This is a genomic window from Mycobacterium deserti (genome assembly GCF_025345615.1).
In the GTDB taxonomy this organism is placed as follows: domain Bacteria; phylum Actinomycetota; class Actinomycetes; order Mycobacteriales; family Mycobacteriaceae; genus Mycobacterium; species Mycobacterium deserti.
On record NZ_JAODWD010000005.1, the window covers coordinates 14,352 to 33,820 of the forward strand.

Annotated in this window: 18 protein-coding genes; 17 read left to right on the top strand and 1 reads right to left on the bottom strand. The window is 62.5% G+C overall.

Annotated elements, in window-relative coordinates:
- Genes ahcY through folD form a run of 4 tightly spaced genes read left to right on the top strand, consistent with a single transcriptional unit; the run spans position 1 to position 4,250 of the window.
- Positions 1 to 1,479, top strand: coding sequence for an adenosylhomocysteinase (gene ahcY, locus N4S67_RS19900; RefSeq protein ID WP_260995264.1), 1,479 nt, complete (start codon positions 1 to 3; stop codon positions 1,477 to 1,479).
- Between the two features lie 10 nt (positions 1,480 to 1,489).
- Positions 1,490 to 2,398, top strand: coding sequence for a formyltetrahydrofolate deformylase (gene purU, locus N4S67_RS19905; protein ID WP_260994757.1), 909 nt, complete (start codon positions 1,490 to 1,492; stop codon positions 2,396 to 2,398).
- Between the two features lie 14 nt (positions 2,399 to 2,412).
- Positions 2,413 to 3,417, top strand: a complete 1,005-nt coding sequence (locus N4S67_RS19910) for a carbohydrate kinase family protein (RefSeq protein WP_260994758.1) — start codon at positions 2,413 to 2,415, stop codon at positions 3,415 to 3,417.
- Positions 3,414 to 4,250 (top strand): bifunctional methylenetetrahydrofolate dehydrogenase/methenyltetrahydrofolate cyclohydrolase FolD, encoded by an 837-nt coding sequence (gene folD / locus N4S67_RS19915; protein WP_260994759.1) that lies wholly within the window; start codon positions 3,414 to 3,416, stop codon positions 4,248 to 4,250. The genes N4S67_RS19910 and folD overlap by 4 nt, the downstream gene beginning before the upstream one ends.
- 1,491 nt (positions 4,251 to 5,741) lie before the next feature.
- On the opposite strand, the gene N4S67_RS19920 is transcribed toward folD, so the two are convergent.
- The gene (locus N4S67_RS19920; RefSeq protein ID WP_260994760.1) at positions 5,742 to 6,875 is read right to left on the bottom strand and encodes a cobalamin-independent methionine synthase II family protein; all 1,134 of its coding nucleotides are present in this window, start codon (positions 6,873 to 6,875) and stop codon (positions 5,742 to 5,744) included.
- A 283-nt stretch (positions 6,876 to 7,158) separates the two neighbouring features.
- On the opposite strand from N4S67_RS19920, the gene N4S67_RS19925 reads away from it, so the two are divergent.
- The 13 genes from N4S67_RS19925 to N4S67_RS19985 all read left to right on the top strand — a co-directional run bounded on the left by N4S67_RS19925 (position 7,159) and on the right by N4S67_RS19985 (position 19,328).
- Positions 7,159 to 7,923, top strand: coding sequence for an MlaE family ABC transporter permease (locus N4S67_RS19925; RefSeq protein ID WP_260994761.1), 765 nt, complete (start codon positions 7,159 to 7,161; stop codon positions 7,921 to 7,923).
- On the top strand, positions 7,923 to 8,777 hold the full coding sequence (locus N4S67_RS19930) for an ABC transporter permease (RefSeq protein WP_260994762.1): 855 nt from the start codon (positions 7,923 to 7,925) through the stop codon (positions 8,775 to 8,777). Before N4S67_RS19925 ends, N4S67_RS19930 begins: the two co-directional genes overlap by 1 nt.
- 4 nt (positions 8,778 to 8,781) lie before the next feature.
- Positions 8,782 to 10,146: an MCE family protein gene (locus tag N4S67_RS19935; protein ID WP_260994763.1), complete on the top strand. Its 1,365-nt coding sequence runs from the start codon at positions 8,782 to 8,784 to the stop codon at positions 10,144 to 10,146.
- Between the two features lie 20 nt (positions 10,147 to 10,166).
- Positions 10,167 to 11,195, top strand: coding sequence for an MCE family protein (locus N4S67_RS19940; RefSeq protein ID WP_260994764.1), 1,029 nt, complete (start codon positions 10,167 to 10,169; stop codon positions 11,193 to 11,195).
- Positions 11,192 to 12,541, top strand: a complete 1,350-nt coding sequence (locus N4S67_RS19945; protein ID WP_260994765.1) for an MCE family protein — start codon at positions 11,192 to 11,194, stop codon at positions 12,539 to 12,541. The genes N4S67_RS19940 and N4S67_RS19945 overlap by 4 nt, the downstream gene beginning before the upstream one ends.
- Complete coding sequence (locus N4S67_RS19950; RefSeq protein WP_260994766.1) at positions 12,538 to 13,872, top strand: MCE family protein; 1,335 nt, start codon at positions 12,538 to 12,540, stop codon at positions 13,870 to 13,872. The genes N4S67_RS19945 and N4S67_RS19950 overlap by 4 nt, the downstream gene beginning before the upstream one ends.
- Positions 13,869 to 15,002 (top strand): MCE family protein, encoded by a 1,134-nt coding sequence (locus tag N4S67_RS19955; protein WP_260994767.1) that lies wholly within the window; start codon positions 13,869 to 13,871, stop codon positions 15,000 to 15,002. Before N4S67_RS19950 ends, N4S67_RS19955 begins: the two co-directional genes overlap by 4 nt.
- A 10-nt stretch (positions 15,003 to 15,012) precedes the next feature.
- Positions 15,013 to 16,467 carry an MCE family protein gene (locus tag N4S67_RS19960; protein ID WP_260995265.1) on the top strand — a complete coding sequence of 485 codons (1,455 nt, stop codon included), beginning with the start codon at positions 15,013 to 15,015 and terminating at the stop codon, positions 16,465 to 16,467.
- Between the two features lie 27 nt (positions 16,468 to 16,494).
- Positions 16,495 to 17,073, top strand: a complete 579-nt coding sequence (locus N4S67_RS19965) for a mammalian cell entry protein (RefSeq protein WP_260994768.1) — start codon at positions 16,495 to 16,497, stop codon at positions 17,071 to 17,073.
- A 40-nt stretch (positions 17,074 to 17,113) separates the two neighbouring features.
- Positions 17,114 to 17,644 carry a hypothetical protein gene (locus tag N4S67_RS19970; RefSeq protein WP_260994769.1) on the top strand — a complete coding sequence of 177 codons (531 nt, stop codon included), beginning with the start codon at positions 17,114 to 17,116 and terminating at the stop codon, positions 17,642 to 17,644.
- Positions 17,614 to 17,988, top strand: coding sequence for a DUF732 domain-containing protein (locus tag N4S67_RS19975; protein WP_260994770.1), 375 nt, complete (start codon positions 17,614 to 17,616; stop codon positions 17,986 to 17,988). The genes N4S67_RS19970 and N4S67_RS19975 overlap by 31 nt, the downstream gene beginning before the upstream one ends.
- Before the next feature lie 10 nt (positions 17,989 to 17,998).
- On the top strand, positions 17,999 to 18,505 hold the full coding sequence (locus tag N4S67_RS19980; RefSeq protein WP_390893456.1) for a CAP domain-containing protein: 507 nt from the start codon (positions 17,999 to 18,001) through the stop codon (positions 18,503 to 18,505).
- A gap of 205 nt (positions 18,506 to 18,710) precedes the next feature.
- The gene (locus tag N4S67_RS19985; protein ID WP_260994771.1) at positions 18,711 to 19,328 is read left to right on the top strand and encodes a GntR family transcriptional regulator; all 618 of its coding nucleotides are present in this window, start codon (positions 18,711 to 18,713) and stop codon (positions 19,326 to 19,328) included.
- Positions 19,329 to 19,469 lie beyond the last annotated feature (141 nt).

Sequence of the window (19,469 nt, forward strand, 5' to 3'; positions counted from 1 at the left end):
ATGACAACTGAGCAGCAGTCGGCAGCCATCCTGACTGCCGATGTGCGCAATGGCGTCGATTTCAAGGTGGCCGACCTGTCGCTGGCCGAGTTCGGCCGCAAGGAGATCCGGCTCGCCGAGCACGAGATGCCCGGCCTGATGGCGCTGCGCCAGGAGTACCACGATGTGCAGCCGCTCAAGGGAGCGCGGATCTCGGGGTCGTTGCACATGACCGTGCAGACCGCGGTGCTGATCGAGACCTTGACGAGCCTCGGTGCTGAGGTGCGATGGGCGAGCTGCAACATCTTCTCCACCCAGGACCACGCGGCCGCGGCCGTCGTCGTCGGACCCAACGGCACACCGGAGGACCCCAAGGGCACTCCGGTCTTCGCATGGAAGGGCGAGACGCTCGAGGAGTACTGGTGGGCCGCCGAGCAGATGCTCACCTGGGAGGGCTCGCCGGCGAACATGATCCTCGACGACGGCGGCGACGCCACGATGATGGTGCTGCGCGGCGCCCAGTACGAGAAGCAGGGCGTGGTTCCGCCCGCCGAGGACGACGACCCGGCGGAGTGGAAGGTGTTCCTGGGCGTGCTGCGGGAGCGCTTCGAGACCGACAAGACCAAGTGGACCAAGATCGCGCAGGCCGTCAAGGGCGTCACCGAGGAGACCACCACCGGTGTGCTGCGGCTCTACCAGTTCGAGGCCGCCGGCGAACTGCCGTTCCCGGCGATCAACGTCAACGACTCGGTCACCAAGAGCAAGTTCGACAACAAGTACGGCACCCGGCACTCGCTGATCGACGGCATCAACCGCGGCACCGACGTGCTGATCGGCGGCAAGAAGGTGCTGATCTGCGGCTACGGCGACGTCGGCAAGGGCTGCGCGGAGTCGATGGCCGGCCAGGGCGCGCGCGTCGCGGTCACCGAGATCGATCCGATCAACGCGCTGCAGGCGCTGATGGACGGTTTCGATGTGGTGACCGTCGAGCAGGGCATCGGCGAGGCCGACATCGTCATCACCTCGACCGGCAACAAGGACATCATCACCCTCGAGCACATGCGGGCGATGAAGGACCAGGCGATTCTGGGCAACATCGGCCACTTCGACAACGAGATCGACATGGCCGCGCTCGAGAAGTCCGGCGCCAAGCGCCTGAACATCAAGCCGCAGGTCGACCAGTGGATCTTCGATGACGGCAAGTCGATCGTCGTGTTGAGCGAGGGCCGGCTGCTGAACCTGGGCAATGCGACGGGGCACCCGTCGTTCGTGATGAGCAACAGCTTCTCCAACCAGGTGATCGCGCAGATCGAGCTGTGGACCAAGAACGACGAGTACGACAACGCGGTGTACCGGTTGGCCAAGCACCTCGACGAAAAGGTGGCGCGCATCCACGTCGAGGCGCTGGGCGGCACGCTGACCAAGCTCACCAAGGAGCAGGCCGAGTACATCGGCGTCGATGTCGAGGGCCCGTACAAGCCGGACCACTACCGGTACTAGGGATTTTTCGATGACAATTACTACTGCGCTGCCCCGCGCCCACGGCGCGGGCAGAGAGGAGTCGGCCAGCGACGTCGGGCGACTCGTCGTATCGTGCCCGGACGGCCCTGGAATCGTGGCGAAGGTAAGCACGTTCCTGCATCGCAGGGGCGCCAACATCATTCAGTCTGATCAGTACTCCACCGGACCCGTGGGGGGTAGGTTTTTTCTTCGGGTGGAGTTCCATTTGCCTTGCCTGACCAGCCAATTGGCCGAACTGACAGGCGATTTCGCGACAGAGGTCGGCAGTGCGATTGGCGGCACCTTCCGATTCCGCGACGCGGGAGCCGTTACCCGGGTGGCCGTGTTCGTGTCACGGTACGACCATTGCCTGCTGGATCTGCTGTGGCGGACTCGCCGTGGTGAGTTGCCGGTGGAAGTCGTTCAAGTGGTGTCGAACCATTCCGATCTCGCCGCTGATGTGGCCGCGTTCGGGGTGCCGTTCGAACGTGTGCCGGTGACCCGGGAAACCAAGCGGAGTGCCGAACATCGCCAACTGGAGCTGTTACGTGGCCGGGTGGATCTCGTAGTGCTCGCTCGATACATGCAGATCCTGTCTGCCGAATTCCTTGACACCATCGGAGTACCGGTGATCAATATCCACCACTCATTTCTGCCCGCATTCGCCGGCGCAGGACCGTATGAGCGGGCCAAGGAGCGAGGCGTGAAATTGATCGGCGCGACCGCTCATTACGCCACTGAGGATCTCGATGAGGGCCCGATCATCGAGCAGGACGTCGTGCGCGTTTCGCATCGGGCCACCAGTGCTGAACTCAGTCGCCGCGGCGCTGACATCGAGCGCACGGTCCTCGCGCGTGCCGTCAAGTGGCATTGCGAGGAGCGCGTCTTGGTCGACGGCCGAACCACCATCGTCTTCTAGAAAGGCTCTGCCCCATGTCAATTGGAACGATCGCCGTTACCGGGTCCATCGCCACCGACCATCTCATGCGGTTTCCTGGGCGGTTCGCCGAGCACTTCGTCGACACCCACCTCGACCGATTGTCCTTGAGCTTTCTGGTCAACGATCTGGTGGTCCGTCGCGGCGGGGTGGCGGCCAACATATCTTTTGCCCTCGGTGTGCTGGGCCAGCGCCCGATTCTTCTCGGTGCCGTCGGCCCCGACTTCGACGAATATCGCGCCTGGCTGGAAGGCCACGGCGTTGATTGCTCGCACCTGCATGTTTCCAGTACCGAGCACACAGCACGTTTCACCTGCACAACCGATGACGACCAGTGTCAGCTCGCCTCCTTCTATCCCGGGGCGATGAGCGAAGCGTCCCGCATCTCACTCGATTCGGTGACGAAGGCCCGTGAACTCGGCCTGGTGGTCATCGGTGCCAACGACCCCGAGGCGATGTGCATCCACACCGAGGATGCCCGTCGCCTCCGTGTGCCGTTCGCTGCCGATCCTTCGCAGCAATTGCCGATGCTGGACCGGGACTGCGCCCGGATGCTGGTTGGAGGCGCGAAGTATTTGTTCTGCAACGAGTACGAGTGGGAATTGCTTACCCGCAAGACGGAGTGGAACGCGCGCGACATTGCTGACCGAGTGGAGCTGCGCGTCACGACGCTGTCCAATAAGGGCTGTGTTCTCGTAGCGGGCGACGGCTCGGAAGTTCACGTACAAGCTGTGCCTGCACGAAACATCGTCGACCCGACCGGCGTTGGTGATGCGTTCCGCGCCGGATTCCTCGCGGGGGTGGGCAGTGGGCTCACCCGGGAGCGTGCCGCCCAACTCGGTTCACTGATCGCCACGCTGGTGATCGAGACCGCGGGCACGCAGGAATGGCGCCTAGATGTCGAGGACGCCGTCGGTCGGCTCGCGGAGACCTACGGCGCGGCAGCCGCGGGTGACATCCTGACCGTGTTGCGGGCGCCGGCGGCGGCGCAAGCCATATGAGTGCGACATTGATCGACGGCAGGGCGGTCGCAGAGCGGATACGCAAACAAGTCGCTGCCGACGTCGGTGCTCTGGCCACGTCACCCGGGCTGGCCACCATCTTGGTCGGCGACGACCCCGCCTCCGCAATCTATGTCGGCAACAAACGCAAGCAGTGCGTCACGGCCGGGATGCGGGATCTGCACCGGCACCTTCCTGCCGACGTGCCCCAGGCGGCCGTGGCCGATGTGATCGACGAACTGGCGGCTGAGCCGAGTGTCGACGGGATCTTGTTGCAGCTTCCGCTACCGAAACACCTCGACGCCGTGGCACTGATCGACCGGATCCCGCCCGACAAGGACGTCGACGGCCTCACCGAGGTCAACGCGGGAAGGCTGACATTGAACCGGCCAGGGTTGCGGCCCTGTACCCCCGCTGGGGTGCTGGTCCTGCTCGACGAGGCAGGTATCGAACTGGGCGGCGCCCATGCGGTGGTCGTCGGCCGTTCTGATCTGGTCGGTAAACCCATGGCGCAGTTGCTATTACAGCGCAATGCTACCGCTACCGTGTGTCATTCGCGCACGCGAGAATTGGCCTCCGTATGCCGTCAAGCGGACGTGCTCGTCGTCGCGGCAGGAGTGCCTCGGCTCATCGGCGCTGACGCTGTGCGGCCCGGCGCCACCGTGATCGACGTGGGAATCCACCGGACGGACGACGGCTTGTGCGGTGATGTCGACCGCGGTGTCAATGAAATCGCCGGGGCGCTGACACCCGTTCCCGGCGGCGTCGGTCCCATGACCATTGCGATGCTCCTGCGAAACACCGTATTCGCCGCTACCCAAGATTTCACCTGAGGCACATGCGGTAGGAGGACCAGCGATACGAGTCACCAGCTGGTTCTGGATGGTTACGAGCGCATCATCTTGCGGTGTCGGTTTGGCTCCCGTACCTCGGCGGTAGCGACTTGGTCAACGGTCGCCAGATCGCCGGGCGCCTCACGATGAAATGCGAGATCGACGCGCGCCGAGGAGCACCAATCGTGACAGATAGTCCTCCGACAACTCGAAATCCATGTCCTGCCACACTTGTCAATACGTACACCGGGCATGCTCTTCACGCGACTGGCACGAGAATCGTGTTCAGTACCGAAACGGGCCGACTGCCCAATTCATCGATGCGGTCGATGTCACTGACCGAATATGTTCGCTTGCAAGGATGCAACCTTCTATCTACCGCTGATCTCACAGCCTCGATCGTGCGCCTCGCTAGCCGTATTTGAAATGTACGGAGGGCATCAGGAGTGGGTGGACGGAGAGCTGATCGGTAGTGACACAAGCAATAAGGCGTGCGCTAGAGCGCTGATTCGCGACGATGCGACTGTGCGGGAGGCGTTTGATGGGGCACCAGTCTCTAACCGTCGTTCTACGTCCCGCTCAGAATGGTCGTCTCGCGGATGGGAGCGTTGTCCGGGACGAATCAGGCTGGTCCGTATACGAAAAGCGGATATGGATAGTGTCGCCGTGCTGATCATGGTTGCTGCGATAATGTCAGCGCCGCCGACGGTGTTAGAGAATGCCCATTCGACTGTACCGGCCGACGTCGCGACTGGTCGGTTCGCTTGATGGCAATGATCGGAGAACCTCGCTTGCAAGTCTGCGGCAACCGTCCAAGCGTCATAGGGCAGAAAGGCTGCGACGGGCTCGCTGCGGAGCTCAGGCGCCTCGGTCGCGTGATGCAAGGTGGCCGCGCATCGCTGAGAAGCCCGCAGAGGGTGATCGCGGGATCCCTTGGGTAACAACGGTTGAATATCGATAGGCAGGCGCGAATAGCCGAAGTCGACGCTTCGACGACAATTGAGCTCCAGATCCTCCACAGCGCGATTGGGTGGTTGCGCTGACTTCTGCAAGCCAAAGCGTCCCGCCGGAGGCAACGCCCGCTAATTTTTTGACGTCGACGGACGAGTCGTCGACGTCTCGAGCGCCGTCGCCACGAGGGCGTACCGCAGGATCGAGGCGCTGGGGTCCGGTGCGTATGGTTGATTCCTGGCACTGAGGCAACAGTGGCCGCGTCTCGGCCCCCCGTCTCGGCTACAACTCACTGTATTCCTGGCGGTTGCGACTTCATCTGGTTGCTGTGCTGCAACAATTGGCCCCACAGCCTCGCTGTGGCGCGCGGGCCGAATACAGTTCATAGCTATTTCCTGGACGCAGCCGATACAGCCCGGGCACACGGCACGGGCGGCTCAGCGACCTCATTGCTATACGGGCCTCATCCTCCCTGTCAACACGAGAATGATTAGTCCCGCGCTGCACGTCGACCGTGAGAACTCTCGTTGGACAGGATGGTCAGGCGCCCCACACCCGTTCGGCGACGGAAGCGACCAACCGCAGCTTGTCGCGTTGGGTGGTCGGTAGCACCCGGCGGTCTTCTGCGGTGACGGCTTCACTGGCGAAGCCGCACTGCGGCGCGATGGCCAGCTGCTCCTTGGGGTGAAATCGGGCCGCGTCCTCAATGCGGGCGACCAGCTCGTCTTCATCCTCGAGAACCGACCACTTCGTCGACACCATTCCCAGCGCGGCGACCTTGTCGTCGGGCAGGTGCTTCAACGGCGCGAAGTCCCCGGAACGTTCGTCGTCGTATTCCATGTGGAAGACGTCGAAACCGTCGAGGCGGCGGAAGACCTGCTTGGTGAACTGACCGTAGCCGCCCTCCGCCAGCCACCCCTGGGTGTCGTTACCTCGGCACACGTGAATGCCTTTGCGTACTCCTGGCAGATCCAGTGAGCCCAACGCGGTGAGCAATTCCGTGCCCATGCTCAGAAAGCGGTCGGTTGAAATGCCGTTGGCCTCATACTGCGCCCGCACGCTGTGGTCCACATATACCGTGGCCATCTCCGGTGCGTCGATTTGGATGTAGCGACAACCTGCCGCCGCCAACTGGCGCATCCACTGCTGGACTGCCGACGCGGCATCGGCCGCGAAGTCGAACGGGTCGGGGTAGGCGTCGCGTGACGCGGGACCATAGAAGGACAGTGCCAGCATCGGGCTGGGCAGGGTAACCTTGAGAAGTCTGTCGGTCCGTTGCGATGCATATGAAAACTCCGCGACTCCGGGGCATTCCAGCGCCTTGACCGGCCCCGTCACCGAGAACGGGAAGACGAATTTGCGGTCCTCGCCGTCTTTGCGGTGAAACGTCATCGTCGCGGCCGGCTCCATACTCAGCCCGGTCATTCCGCTGATGAAGAAATCCACGAAGTTGTCGCGTCGCATCTCACCGTCGGTGAGTACCTGCAGACCAGACTCCTCCTGCAGCGCCAGCGCCTCGTCCACCGCGGCGTCCTCGATGCGCTGGTAATCCTGCGGAGCCAGCGTTCCGGAGCGGAATTCCGTCCGCGCCTGAATGAGTTGTGCCGGTCGCTGCAACGAGCCGACGACTTCGGCGTGATGGACCGTTTCGGTCAGGTTCTCCGTCATTGGCATGGTGGTCCCACCTTCCTGTGGCTTCAAGTGCGCTGTAACGCGCGGGAATGGGTCGCATCCACCTAGCAAGGGCGTGTCCGCTGTCGACACGGTCAGAGCTAGGCGGACGGGCCAGGCCCGATTTCAGCACACTGATCGCTAATGTGCAATGCGTTGTGCATAATCGACAAAACTGCTAACTTGAGGCGCGCATCACACCCAGCGCGAAAACGAGGCGGGTATCACACCGGAGGTTGCGCAGCGTGGCTCTCACCCCATATGCCCCCGACAGCAGGGACGGACGATGACATCACCGTTCTATGCTGTGACGCCTCTCCGGGCCGTCGGTGGATTCTTCGCGATGTCCCTGGATGCACTCGTCCTGATGTTTCGACCGCCGTGGGCGTGGCGCGAGTTTCTGCTTCAAACGTGGTTCGTGGCCCGTGTGTCGCTCTTGCCGACAATCTTCATGGCGATCCCCTTTGTCGTGCTTGGTACGTACGTCCTCAACATTCTCTTTGTCGAGTTCGGCGCTGCCGACCTTTCGGGAGCCGGCGTAGCCATCGGTGTGGTGACTCAGGGCGGGCCAATCGTGACAGTACTCGTGATCTCGGGAGCCGCCGCGACCGCGATGTGCGCCGATCTCGGTTCGCGCGCGATTCGCGAAGAGTTGGACGCGCTCAGCGTGCTCGGTATCAATCCGATCCAAGCGCTTGTGGTTCCTCGGATTCTTGCCACCACCGTGGTGTCAATACTGTTGGCAGGCATCGTCACGATGGTGGGGATCACAGCGGCGTACTTCTTTTCGGTATACCTACAGAACATCACGCCCGGGGCGTTCGTAGCCGGCCTGCCGCTGCTCGTCGGGATACCCGAGGTCGTCATCTGCTTGTCCAAGGCGGCGCTCTTCGGTATGGCCGGCAGCTTGATCGCCTGTTACAAGGGAATATCCGTGGGCGGCGGACCAGCCGGCGTCGGCAACGCGGTCAACGAGACTGTCGTGTACACGTTCTTGGCCCTGTTCATCATCGACGTCCTCGCTACTGCTGTCGGAGTCAAGGCAACCTAATGGCATCTTCTGCGCCGAGCACACTGCATCCCGGCCCGCGCCGACTCGCTGCCAACACGACCGCAAGCTGGAATCGCCTGGGACGGCAGGTCCAGTTCTACGTCGATACGATCACGGGTTGTAAGACTGCGGTCCTCAGATATCCCAGTGAACTACTGAAACTCATCGCTGAGATGAGCCTGGGAGTCGGCGCCTTGGCGATGATCGGCGGCGCCGTCGTCATCATCGCATTCCTCACGATGTCAACAGGTTCGATGATCGCGATCCAGCTGTACCCCCAGCTGCAGGAGGTAGGCGTCGACGCGCTCGCCGGATTCATTTCGGCGCTACTCAACACCCGATTCCTCGGGCCGCTGGTATCCGGAATCGGGATGGCCGCAACCATCGGCGCCGGGGCGACAGCACAACTGGGCGCGATGCGGATCAGCGAGGAGATCGACGCGTTGGAGGCGATGGGTATTCGGGCAATTCCTTACCTGTGTTCGACCCGGCTGGTGGCCGGTGTCATCGTCGTGATGCCGCTGTACACCATCGCGGTGCTGATGGCCTACGTCGCGACACGAGTTGGAACTACCACGGTTTACGGCCAATCCAGTGGAGTTTACGACCACTACTTCAACACGTTCCTCAATCCGATGGACCTCGTGTGGTCCTTCCTACAAGCCGTTGTAGTCGGCCTGGTCGTGATGCTTGTGCACACCTACTACGGGTTCACCGCCAGCGGCGGCCCCGCAGGCGTCGGTGAAGCCGTGGGCCGCGCGGTGCGCACGTCACTGGTCGCGCTGGTCGTTGTCACATTGTTCGTATCGCTGGCAATCTATGGCCCGTCGGGCGATTTCAACTACTCGGGTTAGCGCGATGACTACCGATACCAATCGCCGGATTCACCCCGCCTGGTGGTCTTTGATTCTCATCACCGCAATAGGTGCGTTCATCTTTCTCACGCTGTCCCGCTTCACCGGAACGTTCGATTCCTCGGTGCCCGTGGTGCTGACGTCCGAGCGCGCCGGTCTGGTCATGGAGCCGGGCGCGAAGGTGAAGTTGCGTGGTGTTCAAGTCGGCGAGGTCAAGAACATCAGCAGCAGCTCAGACTCCGCACATCTCGACCTGGTGATCGACAGAGATCAGCTTCAGTACATTCCAGCCGACGTCTCCGCACAGATCCGGGCCACAACGGTATTCGGCGTGAAGTACGTCGATCTGATCTATCCCAGCAACCCGAGTTCCGAACGGCTGACCGCGGGCGCAGTAATCCGCTCGCGCAACGTATCCACCGAGGTGAATACGGTGTTTGAGAATCTTCTCGACTTGCTGGACCACATTGATCCGGCGAAGCTCAACAGCATTCTGTCCGCATTCTCCGAAGGTCTGCGCGGGCAAGGCCCACGAATGGGGGAGGCCATCACCAGCGCGGATCAGGTGCTGTCCGAACTCAATCCGCGCGCTGACACAATCCGGCGGGACTATCAATCGCTCAAGGGATTCAGCGACACCTACAGTGCTGCGGCGCAGGACATCGTTGCAATCTTGGCCGCTGCGAGCACCACGAGTACGACAGTCACCGACCATGCCCGTGACTTGGATCGGTTTCTAGTCAACGTCATTGGTATTTCACAAGCGGGGATCGACCTGTTCGGGCCGAATAGGGACAACTATGTGAAGGCCGTCAACGACCTAGAACCCACCACCGCGCTACTGCTCAAGTACAACCCGGTCCTGACCTGTTCGCTGGTCGGCTCTCAAGTCTTGTTGGACAAATACCATTGGCGCGAGATCAACGCCGGTAACGGGTACGCCGGCACCATCTCGGGCAGCTTCCAGTTCGGCAACGATCCCTACAACTACCCGAGGAACTTGCCGATTACGGCTGCCAAGGGCGGCCCGGGCGGAAAACCCGGATGTGGTTCGTTGCCCGACGTAGGAGCGAACTGGCCAGTGCGCCAATTGATCACCAATACCGGATGGGGCACCGGAGTGGAATGGCGACCAAACCCGGGCATCGGATTCCCGGGCTGGGCAAACTACTTTCCCGTCACGCGTGCGGTACCCGAGCCGCCGAGCATCCGCTACCCCGGTGGCCCCGCTCCGGGACCTGCTCCGGCGTATACGGGCGGGCCGCCCTACGGCGCACCCTGGTATGGACCGGATGGCGCACCGCTGTTCCCGGGTTTACCCCCCGCCGCGCCTGCACCGCATGGCGCCCCGGTGAATGCGGGCCCATAGCAAATGAACGGGTGTAGGCAATGAGAACAGGTCTGACGGGTGTTCTGTGGCGACTGGGTATCTTCACGTCGGTCGCCTTGGTGTTCCTGGCGCTGATGGTCGCGATCTTCGGACAACTGCGTTTCGCTCGGGAGTCGATGTATTTCGCCGAGTTCGCAAACGTATCCGGGTTGGAGGAGGGCCAACTCGTTCGTATCGCGGGCGTCGAAGTCGGCAAGGTCAAGAAGCTTTCCTTAACGCCGGATTCGACCGTTGCGGTTCAGTTCACCACCGAGGAATCCGTGGTGCTGACGCAGGGGAGCAGGGCCGTAATCCGCTACGCCGACCTGGTAGGCGGGCGTTACCTGGCGCTCGAGGAAGGCGCTGGCAGGGGTGGTCGACTCCAGCCGGGCGGCACTATTCCACTGTCGAACACGTCGCCGCCGCTGGATCTCGACGCCCTTATCGGTGGATTCAAGCCACTGTTTCGCGCCTTGGATCCCAATCAGGTCAACGCGCTGTCGAGCCAACTCATCGACGCGTTCCAAGGTCAGGGCCAGACGATCAATTCCTTCTTCGAACAGACAGCTGCCCTGACGACCATGCTCGCCGACCGCGATCGACTGGTCGGTCAAGTCGTCACCAACCTCAACAGCGTGCTGGGTTCGTTGGGAGATCAAAACACCGAATTTGCCAAGGCTGTCGACTCGTTGGTGCAGCTGATGGCGACGATGGCCGATCGCCAAGAGGACCTGCGCGACGCGGTGGACTCCGGTAACGCGGCTGCCGCCTCGATCTCGGATCTGCTAGTGCAGGGTCGTTCGCCGATGAAGAAGGTATTCCAGGAGACCGATCGCACGGCGGGCATCGTCGTGGCCGATCACGAGTACGTCGACAACTTGTTGGCCACGTTGCCCGACGCCTACCGAATCCTGAACAGGCAGGCCATGTACGGCGACTTCTTCGGCTTCTACATGTGCCAGCTGCTTTTCAAGGTCAACGGCAAAGGAGGGCAACCGGTGTACATCAAGGTTGCAGGCCAGGCGAGCGGGCGGTGCACACCGCAGTGAGGTCCTTCTCAGAGCGCAATCCTGTCGCCATCGGAGCGATCGGGCTCGGGTTGACGCTGGGTATCGCAGTGATCTCGCTGAACTACGATCGCTTGCCCTTTGTCGACGACACCACGGAATACACGGCATACTTCGCTGAAGCAGGCGGCCTGATTCCCGGTGCACCAGTGCAGGTTTCGGGGCTCGAAGTCGGCAAGGTCGATAGTCTCAGCCTGGATGGACCGAAGGTTCTGGTCACGTTCAACATCCAGCAGGACGTTGGGCTCGGCGATCGCAGCGAGGCCGCGATCAAGACCAAAACCGTTCTCGGAGCCAAAGTCTTGGAGTTGACGCCGCGCGGCGATGGTCACCTGACGGGGCCGATCCCCCTCGATCGAACACAGTCCGCCTACCAGTTACCAGACGCCCTGGGTGATCTGACGATGACCATCAGCGGACTGAACACGGAGGAGATCTCGCAAGCGCTGTCGGTGCTATCCGAGACGTTCAAGGACACACCGCCCGCATTGAAGGTTGCGTTGGAAGGCGTCACTCGGTTCTCCGACACCCTCAACCGGCGCGACGAGAATCTGCGCACGCTCTTGGCCAACGCGAACAAAGCCACTGCCGTGTTGGCCGAGCGCAGCGATCAGGTCGCCGGGCTGATCGCCAACGCCAACGCAGTATTGGCCCAGCTTCTCCAGCAGAGCGCGGCGCTCGACGAAGTCTCGAACAACGTGTCGGCGCTCGCGCAGCAAGTCAAGGCGTTCATTGACGACAACCGCGACACTGTGAATCCCGCCTTTGACAAGCTGAACGGGGTCCTCACCACCGTCGACAACCGCAAACAGCAGGTACAAGAGTCGATCACCAAAATCAACTCCTACCTGATGTCACTCGGCGAAGCCGTGTCCGGCGGCCCGTTCTTCAAGGCCTACATCGCCAACATCGCTCCGGGACAATGGCTACAGCCCTTCGTCGACGCCGCGTTCTCCGACCTCGGCCTCGACCCCAATGTGTTGCTGCCCTCCGAGCGCACCGATCCTCAGATCGGCCAGCCTGCAACGCCGGCGCTGCCGGTGCCCTACCCACGTACTGGACAAGGTGGTACGCCGAATCTGACCCTGCCGGACGCGATCACCGGCAACCCCAATGACCGGCAGTGCGGACCACCTGGCATTCCACTGCCCGGCCCCGGGTGCTATCCGTACCGCGAACCGCTGCCTGCCCCGCCACCGGGTGGGCCGCCGCCTGGACCGCCGGCCCCTTCACCGCCGGAGTTGCAGGCGCCACCCACGCCGGCGCCGTCACCGGTGTTTCACTCGCCACCTGCTACGCCCACACCGCCCGAGGGGACAGAACCATGACCCGACGCTTGCGAGTTGGACTGGCCACGACGCTGGTGGCGATGCTGGTAGCAGGGCTGCTCATTGCCCTGGGGACCGACGGCCCGCTCAATCGCACCCATGTGATCGCATATTTTGACAACAGCAAAGGCATCTACGTCGGCGACGACGTCCGCATACTCGGCATCCGGGTGGGGGAGATCGACCAGATCGAACCCCAAGGCACGCGGGTGAAGATCAGCTTCTGGTATGACGCCAAGTACAAGGTGCCCGCCGAGGCGAAGGCGGTCATCCTGTCGCCGTCGTTGGTACCTGCCCGCGCGATTCAGCTGACACCGGCCTACACCCAGGGGCCTGTGATGACCGATCAGACCGTCATCCCGCAGGGCCGTACTGCGGTGCCGATGGAGTACGACGATCTGCGCACACAGCTCGAAAAGCTGACCGAATCATTACAACCGACAGAGCCCGGTGGGGTCAGCACCGCCGGCGCCCTCATCAACACTGCGGCCGATAACCTGCGCGGCCAGGGCGCCAACATGCGGCAGACGATCACCGCTATGGCACAGGCATTTTCGGCGATCGGCGACCACAGCAGCGACGTCTTCAGCACCGTGAAGAACCTGTCGATTCTCGTCACTGCGCTTCAAGGCAGCGCAGACATCATGCGGCAGTTGAACCAGCGGCTCGCCTCCGCGACGGGACTGTTGGCCAATGATCCCGGTGAAGTCGGCAACGCGGTGCGCGACATCAACGCGGTAGTCAACGATGTGGCGAAATTCGTCGCGGACAATCGAGAAGCACTGGGGACCACCTCGGACAAATTCGCGTCGATCAGCAGCGCGGTGGTGGCCAGCCTCGACGACCTCGAACAAACTCTCCACATTGCGCCCAACTCCATTCAGAACTTCGTCAACCTCTACCAACCGGCGAAGGGAGCAATCGCCGGGGCCATGGTGATGAACATGGCGGCCAACCCGATCGCGTTTGTCTGTGGGGCAATCCAGGCCGCATCGCGGCTGAACGCCGAACAGTCAGCGAAGCTGTGCGTCCAGTACCTCGCTCCGATCGTCAAGAACCGGCAATACAACTTCCCCCCGCTCGGCGTCAACCCGTTCGTCGGCGCGATGGCACGCCCCAACGAGGTGACCTACAGCGAGGACTGGATGCGACCCGATCACAGGCCGACACCGCCGGGCGCGGGTGAATCTCCCGCCGGTGGGCTGCCACCTGCGCACGCACCTCTTGCCGCCGAGGCGACGCCGCCAATGCCCCTGCCCGCCGAAGCGCAGCAGACCAACCCCGCCGACGGGTTACTCGGCATGATGACGCCGCCCGGAGGTGGATCATGATCGTCCGCCACAAATTCCCCATGGCGGCAATGTCGCTCGCCGTCGTCGTCGTGTCCGCCGGATGCGCCTGGCACGGCGCCAACTCGCTGCCCCTTCCGGGAACAGAAGGGCGCGGAGACGGTTCCTTCACCATTCAGGCCCAGCTCGCCGACATAGACAACATCGAGCGCAACTCGCGGGTCCAGGTCGGTGACGTCACGGTCGGCACCGTCACCGACATCGAGCGACAAGGCTGGCACGCGTTGGTCACCATGACCCTCAATGGCGACGTCCGGCTGCCCGCCAACGCAACGGCCACTGTCGGCCAGACCAGCCTGCTGGGGACCCGGCATATCGAGCTGGCGGGACCCAAAGATGCTCCCCCACAGGGCAGTCTGAGCAACGGATCGCTGATCCCGCTGTCATCGGGCGGTGCCTATCCCACCGTGGAGCGAACCCTGGCGGCTGTTTCAATGCTGTTCAACGGTGGTGGAATTGGTCAGATTCAAGACATCACCCAGGCGCTCAACACCGCCTTCGCCGGTCGAGAAAGCGAGCTGCGCAGCCTCATTCAACAGGTCGACACATTCGTGACCTACCTCAACGATCAGATCGACGACATCATCGCGGCGACTGACAGCACGAATGCATTGCTCAGCCAGCTTGCCCACCAGAAGCCGGTGCTCGACAAGGCGCTGAAGACCATTCCCGAAGCGTTGGCAGTTTTCAGCGATCAGCGCCAGAACTTCGTTGACGCCTTTGACACCCTAGGCAAATTCAGTGCACTGGCAGCTGATTCGGTGAACCAGACCAAGGAGAGTCTGATCAACGAATTCAATCAACTGGGTCCGGTACTGCAATCGCTGGCTGACTCTGGTTCCGCACTGACCCGATCGATGAGTGTGCTCTCCACCTTCCCGTGGGTGAAGGAGAACCTGCCGAAGTGGTTCAGGGGTGATCTGGCGAACGTGATCACGATCTTCGACTTCACACTTAGCAGGATCGACACGGCGATGTTCACGGGCACGCGTTTCGAGGGCGATCTGACCGAGCTGGAACTGCAATGGGGTCGCACGATCGGGCAACTACCAAGCCCCTACACCGCGGGCAATCCATTGGTGGTCCCCTACAACTTCAACCAGGGGCCATGACATGCCAGCACTGCATATCAGGAGAAGGACCCGCATCCAGTTGGCGGTCTTCGCCGCGATCAGCATCGCCGCAGCCCTGGCCATGGCGCTGGGATACATGCGGTTGCCGCATCTGCTGTTCGGTGCGGGCCACTACGAGGTAACTGTTGAATTGCCCTCTACCGGAGGACTTTACCCACGCGCCAATGTCACCTATCGCGGCACAGAGGTCGGTCAGGTCCGAGACGTCCGGCTCACCGACGACGGTGTCGAGGCCGTGCTGTCGCTTCGCTCGAATGTGGCGATTCCTTCGAACCTCGACGCCGAGGTCCACAGCCAAACCGCCGTCGGCGAGCAATACATGGATCTGTCGCCACGCAATGACAACTCGCCACCGTTGAGGAATGGTGATGTGATCCGACGCGACCAGACGTCAGCTCCCCCAGATATCAACTCGCTACTGGACGCGACCAACCGTGGTTTGCAAGCGATACCGTCCGACAATCTGCAGACTGTCATCGACGAGGCCTATACCGCCTTCGGCGGGCTGGGACCTGAGATCACGCGGATCGTCAAAGGATCGACTGCCGTCGCGATAGATGCCCGAAAGAATCTGGCCGACTTGACCAATCTGGTCGACAACTCCGCTCCGCTGCTGGACACCCAGACGGAAACGTCGGATTCAGTACGGGCCTGGGCGGCGCACATCGCGGCCATCACAGCTGAACTACAGACGCACGACGACGATGTCGCCGGAATACTTCGCGACGGTCCCGCGGCAGCCGAAGAAGGCCGGCTATTGCTCGACCGATTCCGTCCGACCCTCCCCGTGCTGCTCGCAAACCTCACCAGCATCGCCCCCGTGCTGGTCACCTACCAGGCCAGCCTCGAGCAGCTCCTGGTGCTGCTTCCGCTGGCAGTCGCCAACACACAAGCGACTGTTCTGGCCGACCGCGACAATCCCTCACCGTATAAGGGATTTGGTTTGAATTTCAATATGAACATGAACTTGCCGTCACCCTGCAACACTGGTTATCTGCCACCGCAACAAATGCGGCCCGCCAGCAGTTTGGACCAACCCGAACGGGCACCGGGTGACCTCTACTGTCGCATCCCCCAGGATTCCTTGCTCAATGTCCGTGGAGCACGCAACATTCCATGCACGACCCGACCGGGTAAGCGGGCGCCCACGGTAAAGATCTGTGAAAGCGATGAGAACTATGTGCCGCTCAACGACGGTTACAACTGGAAAGGCGATCCCAACGCGACGCTCTCCGGACAGGATGTCCCGCAATTGCCTCCTGACTCGCCGCCGCGGGCAGACGCCGTCGCCGCCCCGCCGCCGATAGCCGTCGCCGAATACGACCCCGCCACCGGGCGCTACATCGGTCCGGACGGGAAGGTGTACACCCAAGGCAATCTCGACCAGAGCGCTCAGTCTGGCCAGACGTGGCAAAGCATGCTGGTGCCACCGACAGCTCCGTGAATCCCGGGGTCACTGAAAGGGATGCGTATGACCGTCGACACCGACCGCTCCGAAGCCGACACATCAGCAGTAGCACCGCCGTCGCGCACAAGCGGTGAATCACGCACTAAACCAAGGGTATTCAGGCCGGCCACGCCGACGCCGTTGATAGCCGGAACCGTGGTCGTGCTCGTGCTGGCCGCGCTTGTGGGTTGGCTGGGCAACCGGGCATATCAGGACCGGCGCGATGAGCAACAGCGGGCGGCGTTCCTTCAGGTTGCGCGGCAGACGGCGCTGAACCTCACGACCATCGATCACACGCGTGTGGATTCCGACGTGCAGCGCATCCTGGACTCGACGACAGGCAAGTTTCACGACGAGTTTCGTGACGGTTCCCCGCCGTTCATCGAAATGGTCAAACAGGCGCAATCCACCACGCAGGGCACGGTCACCGAGGCGGCCATCGAGTCCGCGGACGCCGGGGGCGCACAAGTGATCGTCACGCTATCGGTCAAGACCTCGACTCCGAAAGCGCTGGAACAAGAACCACGCACATGGCGGATGCGCATCGTCGTCGACAAGACCAGCGGCAGCGACAAAGCATCCGAGGTGCAGTTCGTGCAATGAGGCCGAGTCGGCGAAGCAACGAAAGAGAGGGACGGCAGCCATGGTCGACAGCAGCGAGGACGCCGACGCACAACAAGGCAGCAGGCGGAATCGGCTGGGGCGAGCCATCGCGTTCGCGGTTCTGCCGACGTTGGCGTTCCTGCTTACGGCGTCGGCCGGCTATCTCAAGTGGCAGAACACGTCCGTTCGTGATTCACAGTCCGCCGCAGCGCAATCCGTGCAGGCCGCCAAGGACACCACCATCGCGATGCTGTCCTATCAGCCCGACACGGTCGGCGAAGACCTCGGATCCGTCAACAACCGGCTGACCGGACAGTTCCTCGAGTCCTATACCAGCCTGGTCAACGAGATCGTGATTCCCGGCGCCAAGCAGAAGCAGATCGCCGCGGTCGCCTCCGTGCCGGCGGCCGGTGCGGTGTCGGCAACCGAAAGCCACGCCGTGGTACTGGTCTTCGTGAATCAGACGACCGTCATCGGCAGCGACCCACCGACGGAAACCACGTCGAGCGCGCGGGTGACCCTGGACAAGGTGAATGGGACATGGCTGGTATCGCAGTTCGAACCCATCTGAGGGTGCTCGCCGGCGCGCTGGCATCCGCGGCGGCCGCCGGCGGCCTGCTCGGCGCCGCAGCGGCTCGCGCCGACGCCACGGCGTACCTGGTCAATGTGACTGTTCGGCCGGGCTACAACTTCGCCGACGCCGACGACGCATTGCGATACGGAGAGGGCATCTGCGACAAGGTCACTGGAGGTCGCACCTACGCCGACGTCGTGGCCGATGTGAAGGCAGACTTCGCGTTCACGGACGAGTACTCCGCGTCCTACTTGATCACGCAGGCCGTCAACGAGCTCTGCCCCGCGCGAATTTGGCAGCTACGACAAAGCACTGCGCAGTATCCGGCAATCGGGCGATGAGGAGAGGGCAATGACGACCGAAATGCGCTGGCCGGTAACAGTATCCGCGGCTGGTCTGCTCATAGCGACCACCATGTGGGCGGTGCCGTTTGCGCACGCCGACAACAATCGCCTCAATCGGAGTGTGGTTTCCAACGTCTATACCGTCCAGCGTCAGGCGGGCTGCACCAACCCCTTGACGGTCAGCCCGCAGCTACAGTTGGCCGCTCAGTGGCACACCCGCGATGTGCTGAACAACCGAGTTCTCCAAGGCGACATCGGATCGGACGGCTCCACGCCACAGGACCGTGCGGCCGCCGCTGGATTTCATGGCGAAGTAGGCGAGACGGTGGCGATCAACCCCGCGCTGGCCATGAACAACCTCGAGATCATCCGCCAGTGGTATTACGACCCCGCCGACTACGCGGTCATGTCCGATTGCGCGTACTCCCTGATCGGGGTGTGGACCGAGAACATGCTGGACCGGACCGTGGTGGTAGCGGTATACGGGGATCCCAGCCCTCCCGGCGCCGACTGAGCCGCGCAGACGGCATACCCGGTCTGGCGCCGCCCCGACGACACGGCGACATACGGAACGCCGAGCGCAGCCGGCCGCTATCGCGTATGCATACATTTGAAGGTTGGCTTTAGTCTTAGGATGGATTTCTCATGGGTTACAGGATGACCGGCGGCACAGCATGAGCGAACCCGATCTCAGTACCGGTCCGCGGACCGTCTCGAAAATGATCGCCGAAGCGTTGCGGGGGCGGATCCTCAAAGGCGAGATCCCGACTGGGGCGCGGTTGCAGCAAAACGATGTCGCCGCGCAGTTCGGGGTCAGCAGCACCCCGGTTCGAGAGGCGTTCGCCGAACTCCGTCGGCAAGGCCTGGTATCAGCTTCCGAGCACCGCGGGGTGCGGGTGTTTCGGCCCACGCTGGCCGATGTGATCGAGGCATCGGAGGTTCTCGAGCTCCTCGAGGGCCCTAGCATCGCAGCGTCCGCGCCGTTGTTGACCGACGAGGATCTGGCCGCCGCGCGGCGGCTGATGGAAAAGCATCGGCGGGTGGGAGCCAACCAGTTTGAACGCCGCCTGCAACTCGACACAGAGTTCCACATGGCGTTGCTGGTCCGCTGCCCCAACACCAAGCTCAGGAACCTCGCCGAACAGGCCCACCGCGACACCGTCGTGCACAAAATGGTGCTGGCCGCCATCGAGGGGGAGCATCTGATGGCGACGATCTACGAGCAACACGAAGCCATCTGGGATGCGTGCGCGGAACGAAGCGGAGAAAAGGCGGCCGCCCGTACGGTCGATCACATTCGGTGGGGCGGGGAAATTTCCCGGCAGAATCTCTCCTGAGCAGCGGCCAGGAGAGCTGCGCTCCGCGGTGGAGGATGAAGATCCTGCCGAGCGTTGGGTTGTTGCACGCGAAACCGCCTTGTGGCGTGACACAACCCAACACTCGCCGCCGCCCTGGTTCGCCGGTTGCCGAACCCCGAC

Coding starts and splice junctions, on each gene's coding strand:
- ahcY (WP_260995264.1), top strand. CDS start 1: ATGACAACTGAGCAGCAGTCGGCAGCCATCCTGACTGCCGATGTGCGC.
- purU (WP_260994757.1), top strand. CDS start 1,490: ATGACAATTACTACTGCGCTGCCCCGCGCCCACGGCGCGGGCAGAGAG.
- N4S67_RS19910 (WP_260994758.1), top strand. CDS start 2,413: ATGTCAATTGGAACGATCGCCGTTACCGGGTCCATCGCCACCGACCAT.
- folD (WP_260994759.1), top strand. CDS start 3,414: ATGAGTGCGACATTGATCGACGGCAGGGCGGTCGCAGAGCGGATACGC.
- N4S67_RS19920 (WP_260994760.1), bottom strand. CDS start 6,875: ATGCCAATGACGGAGAACCTGACCGAAACGGTCCATCACGCCGAAGTC.
- N4S67_RS19925 (WP_260994761.1), top strand. CDS start 7,159: ATGACATCACCGTTCTATGCTGTGACGCCTCTCCGGGCCGTCGGTGGA.
- N4S67_RS19930 (WP_260994762.1), top strand. CDS start 7,923: ATGGCATCTTCTGCGCCGAGCACACTGCATCCCGGCCCGCGCCGACTC.
- N4S67_RS19935 (WP_260994763.1), top strand. CDS start 8,782: ATGACTACCGATACCAATCGCCGGATTCACCCCGCCTGGTGGTCTTTG.
- N4S67_RS19940 (WP_260994764.1), top strand. CDS start 10,167: ATGAGAACAGGTCTGACGGGTGTTCTGTGGCGACTGGGTATCTTCACG.
- N4S67_RS19950 (WP_260994766.1), top strand. CDS start 12,538: ATGACCCGACGCTTGCGAGTTGGACTGGCCACGACGCTGGTGGCGATG.
- N4S67_RS19955 (WP_260994767.1), top strand. CDS start 13,869: ATGATCGTCCGCCACAAATTCCCCATGGCGGCAATGTCGCTCGCCGTC.
- N4S67_RS19965 (WP_260994768.1), top strand. CDS start 16,495: ATGACCGTCGACACCGACCGCTCCGAAGCCGACACATCAGCAGTAGCA.
- N4S67_RS19970 (WP_260994769.1), top strand. CDS start 17,114: ATGGTCGACAGCAGCGAGGACGCCGACGCACAACAAGGCAGCAGGCGG.
- N4S67_RS19975 (WP_260994770.1), top strand. CDS start 17,614: ATGGCTGGTATCGCAGTTCGAACCCATCTGAGGGTGCTCGCCGGCGCG.
- N4S67_RS19980 (WP_390893456.1), top strand. CDS start 17,999: ATGACGACCGAAATGCGCTGGCCGGTAACAGTATCCGCGGCTGGTCTG.
- N4S67_RS19985 (WP_260994771.1), top strand. CDS start 18,711: ATGATCGCCGAAGCGTTGCGGGGGCGGATCCTCAAAGGCGAGATCCCG.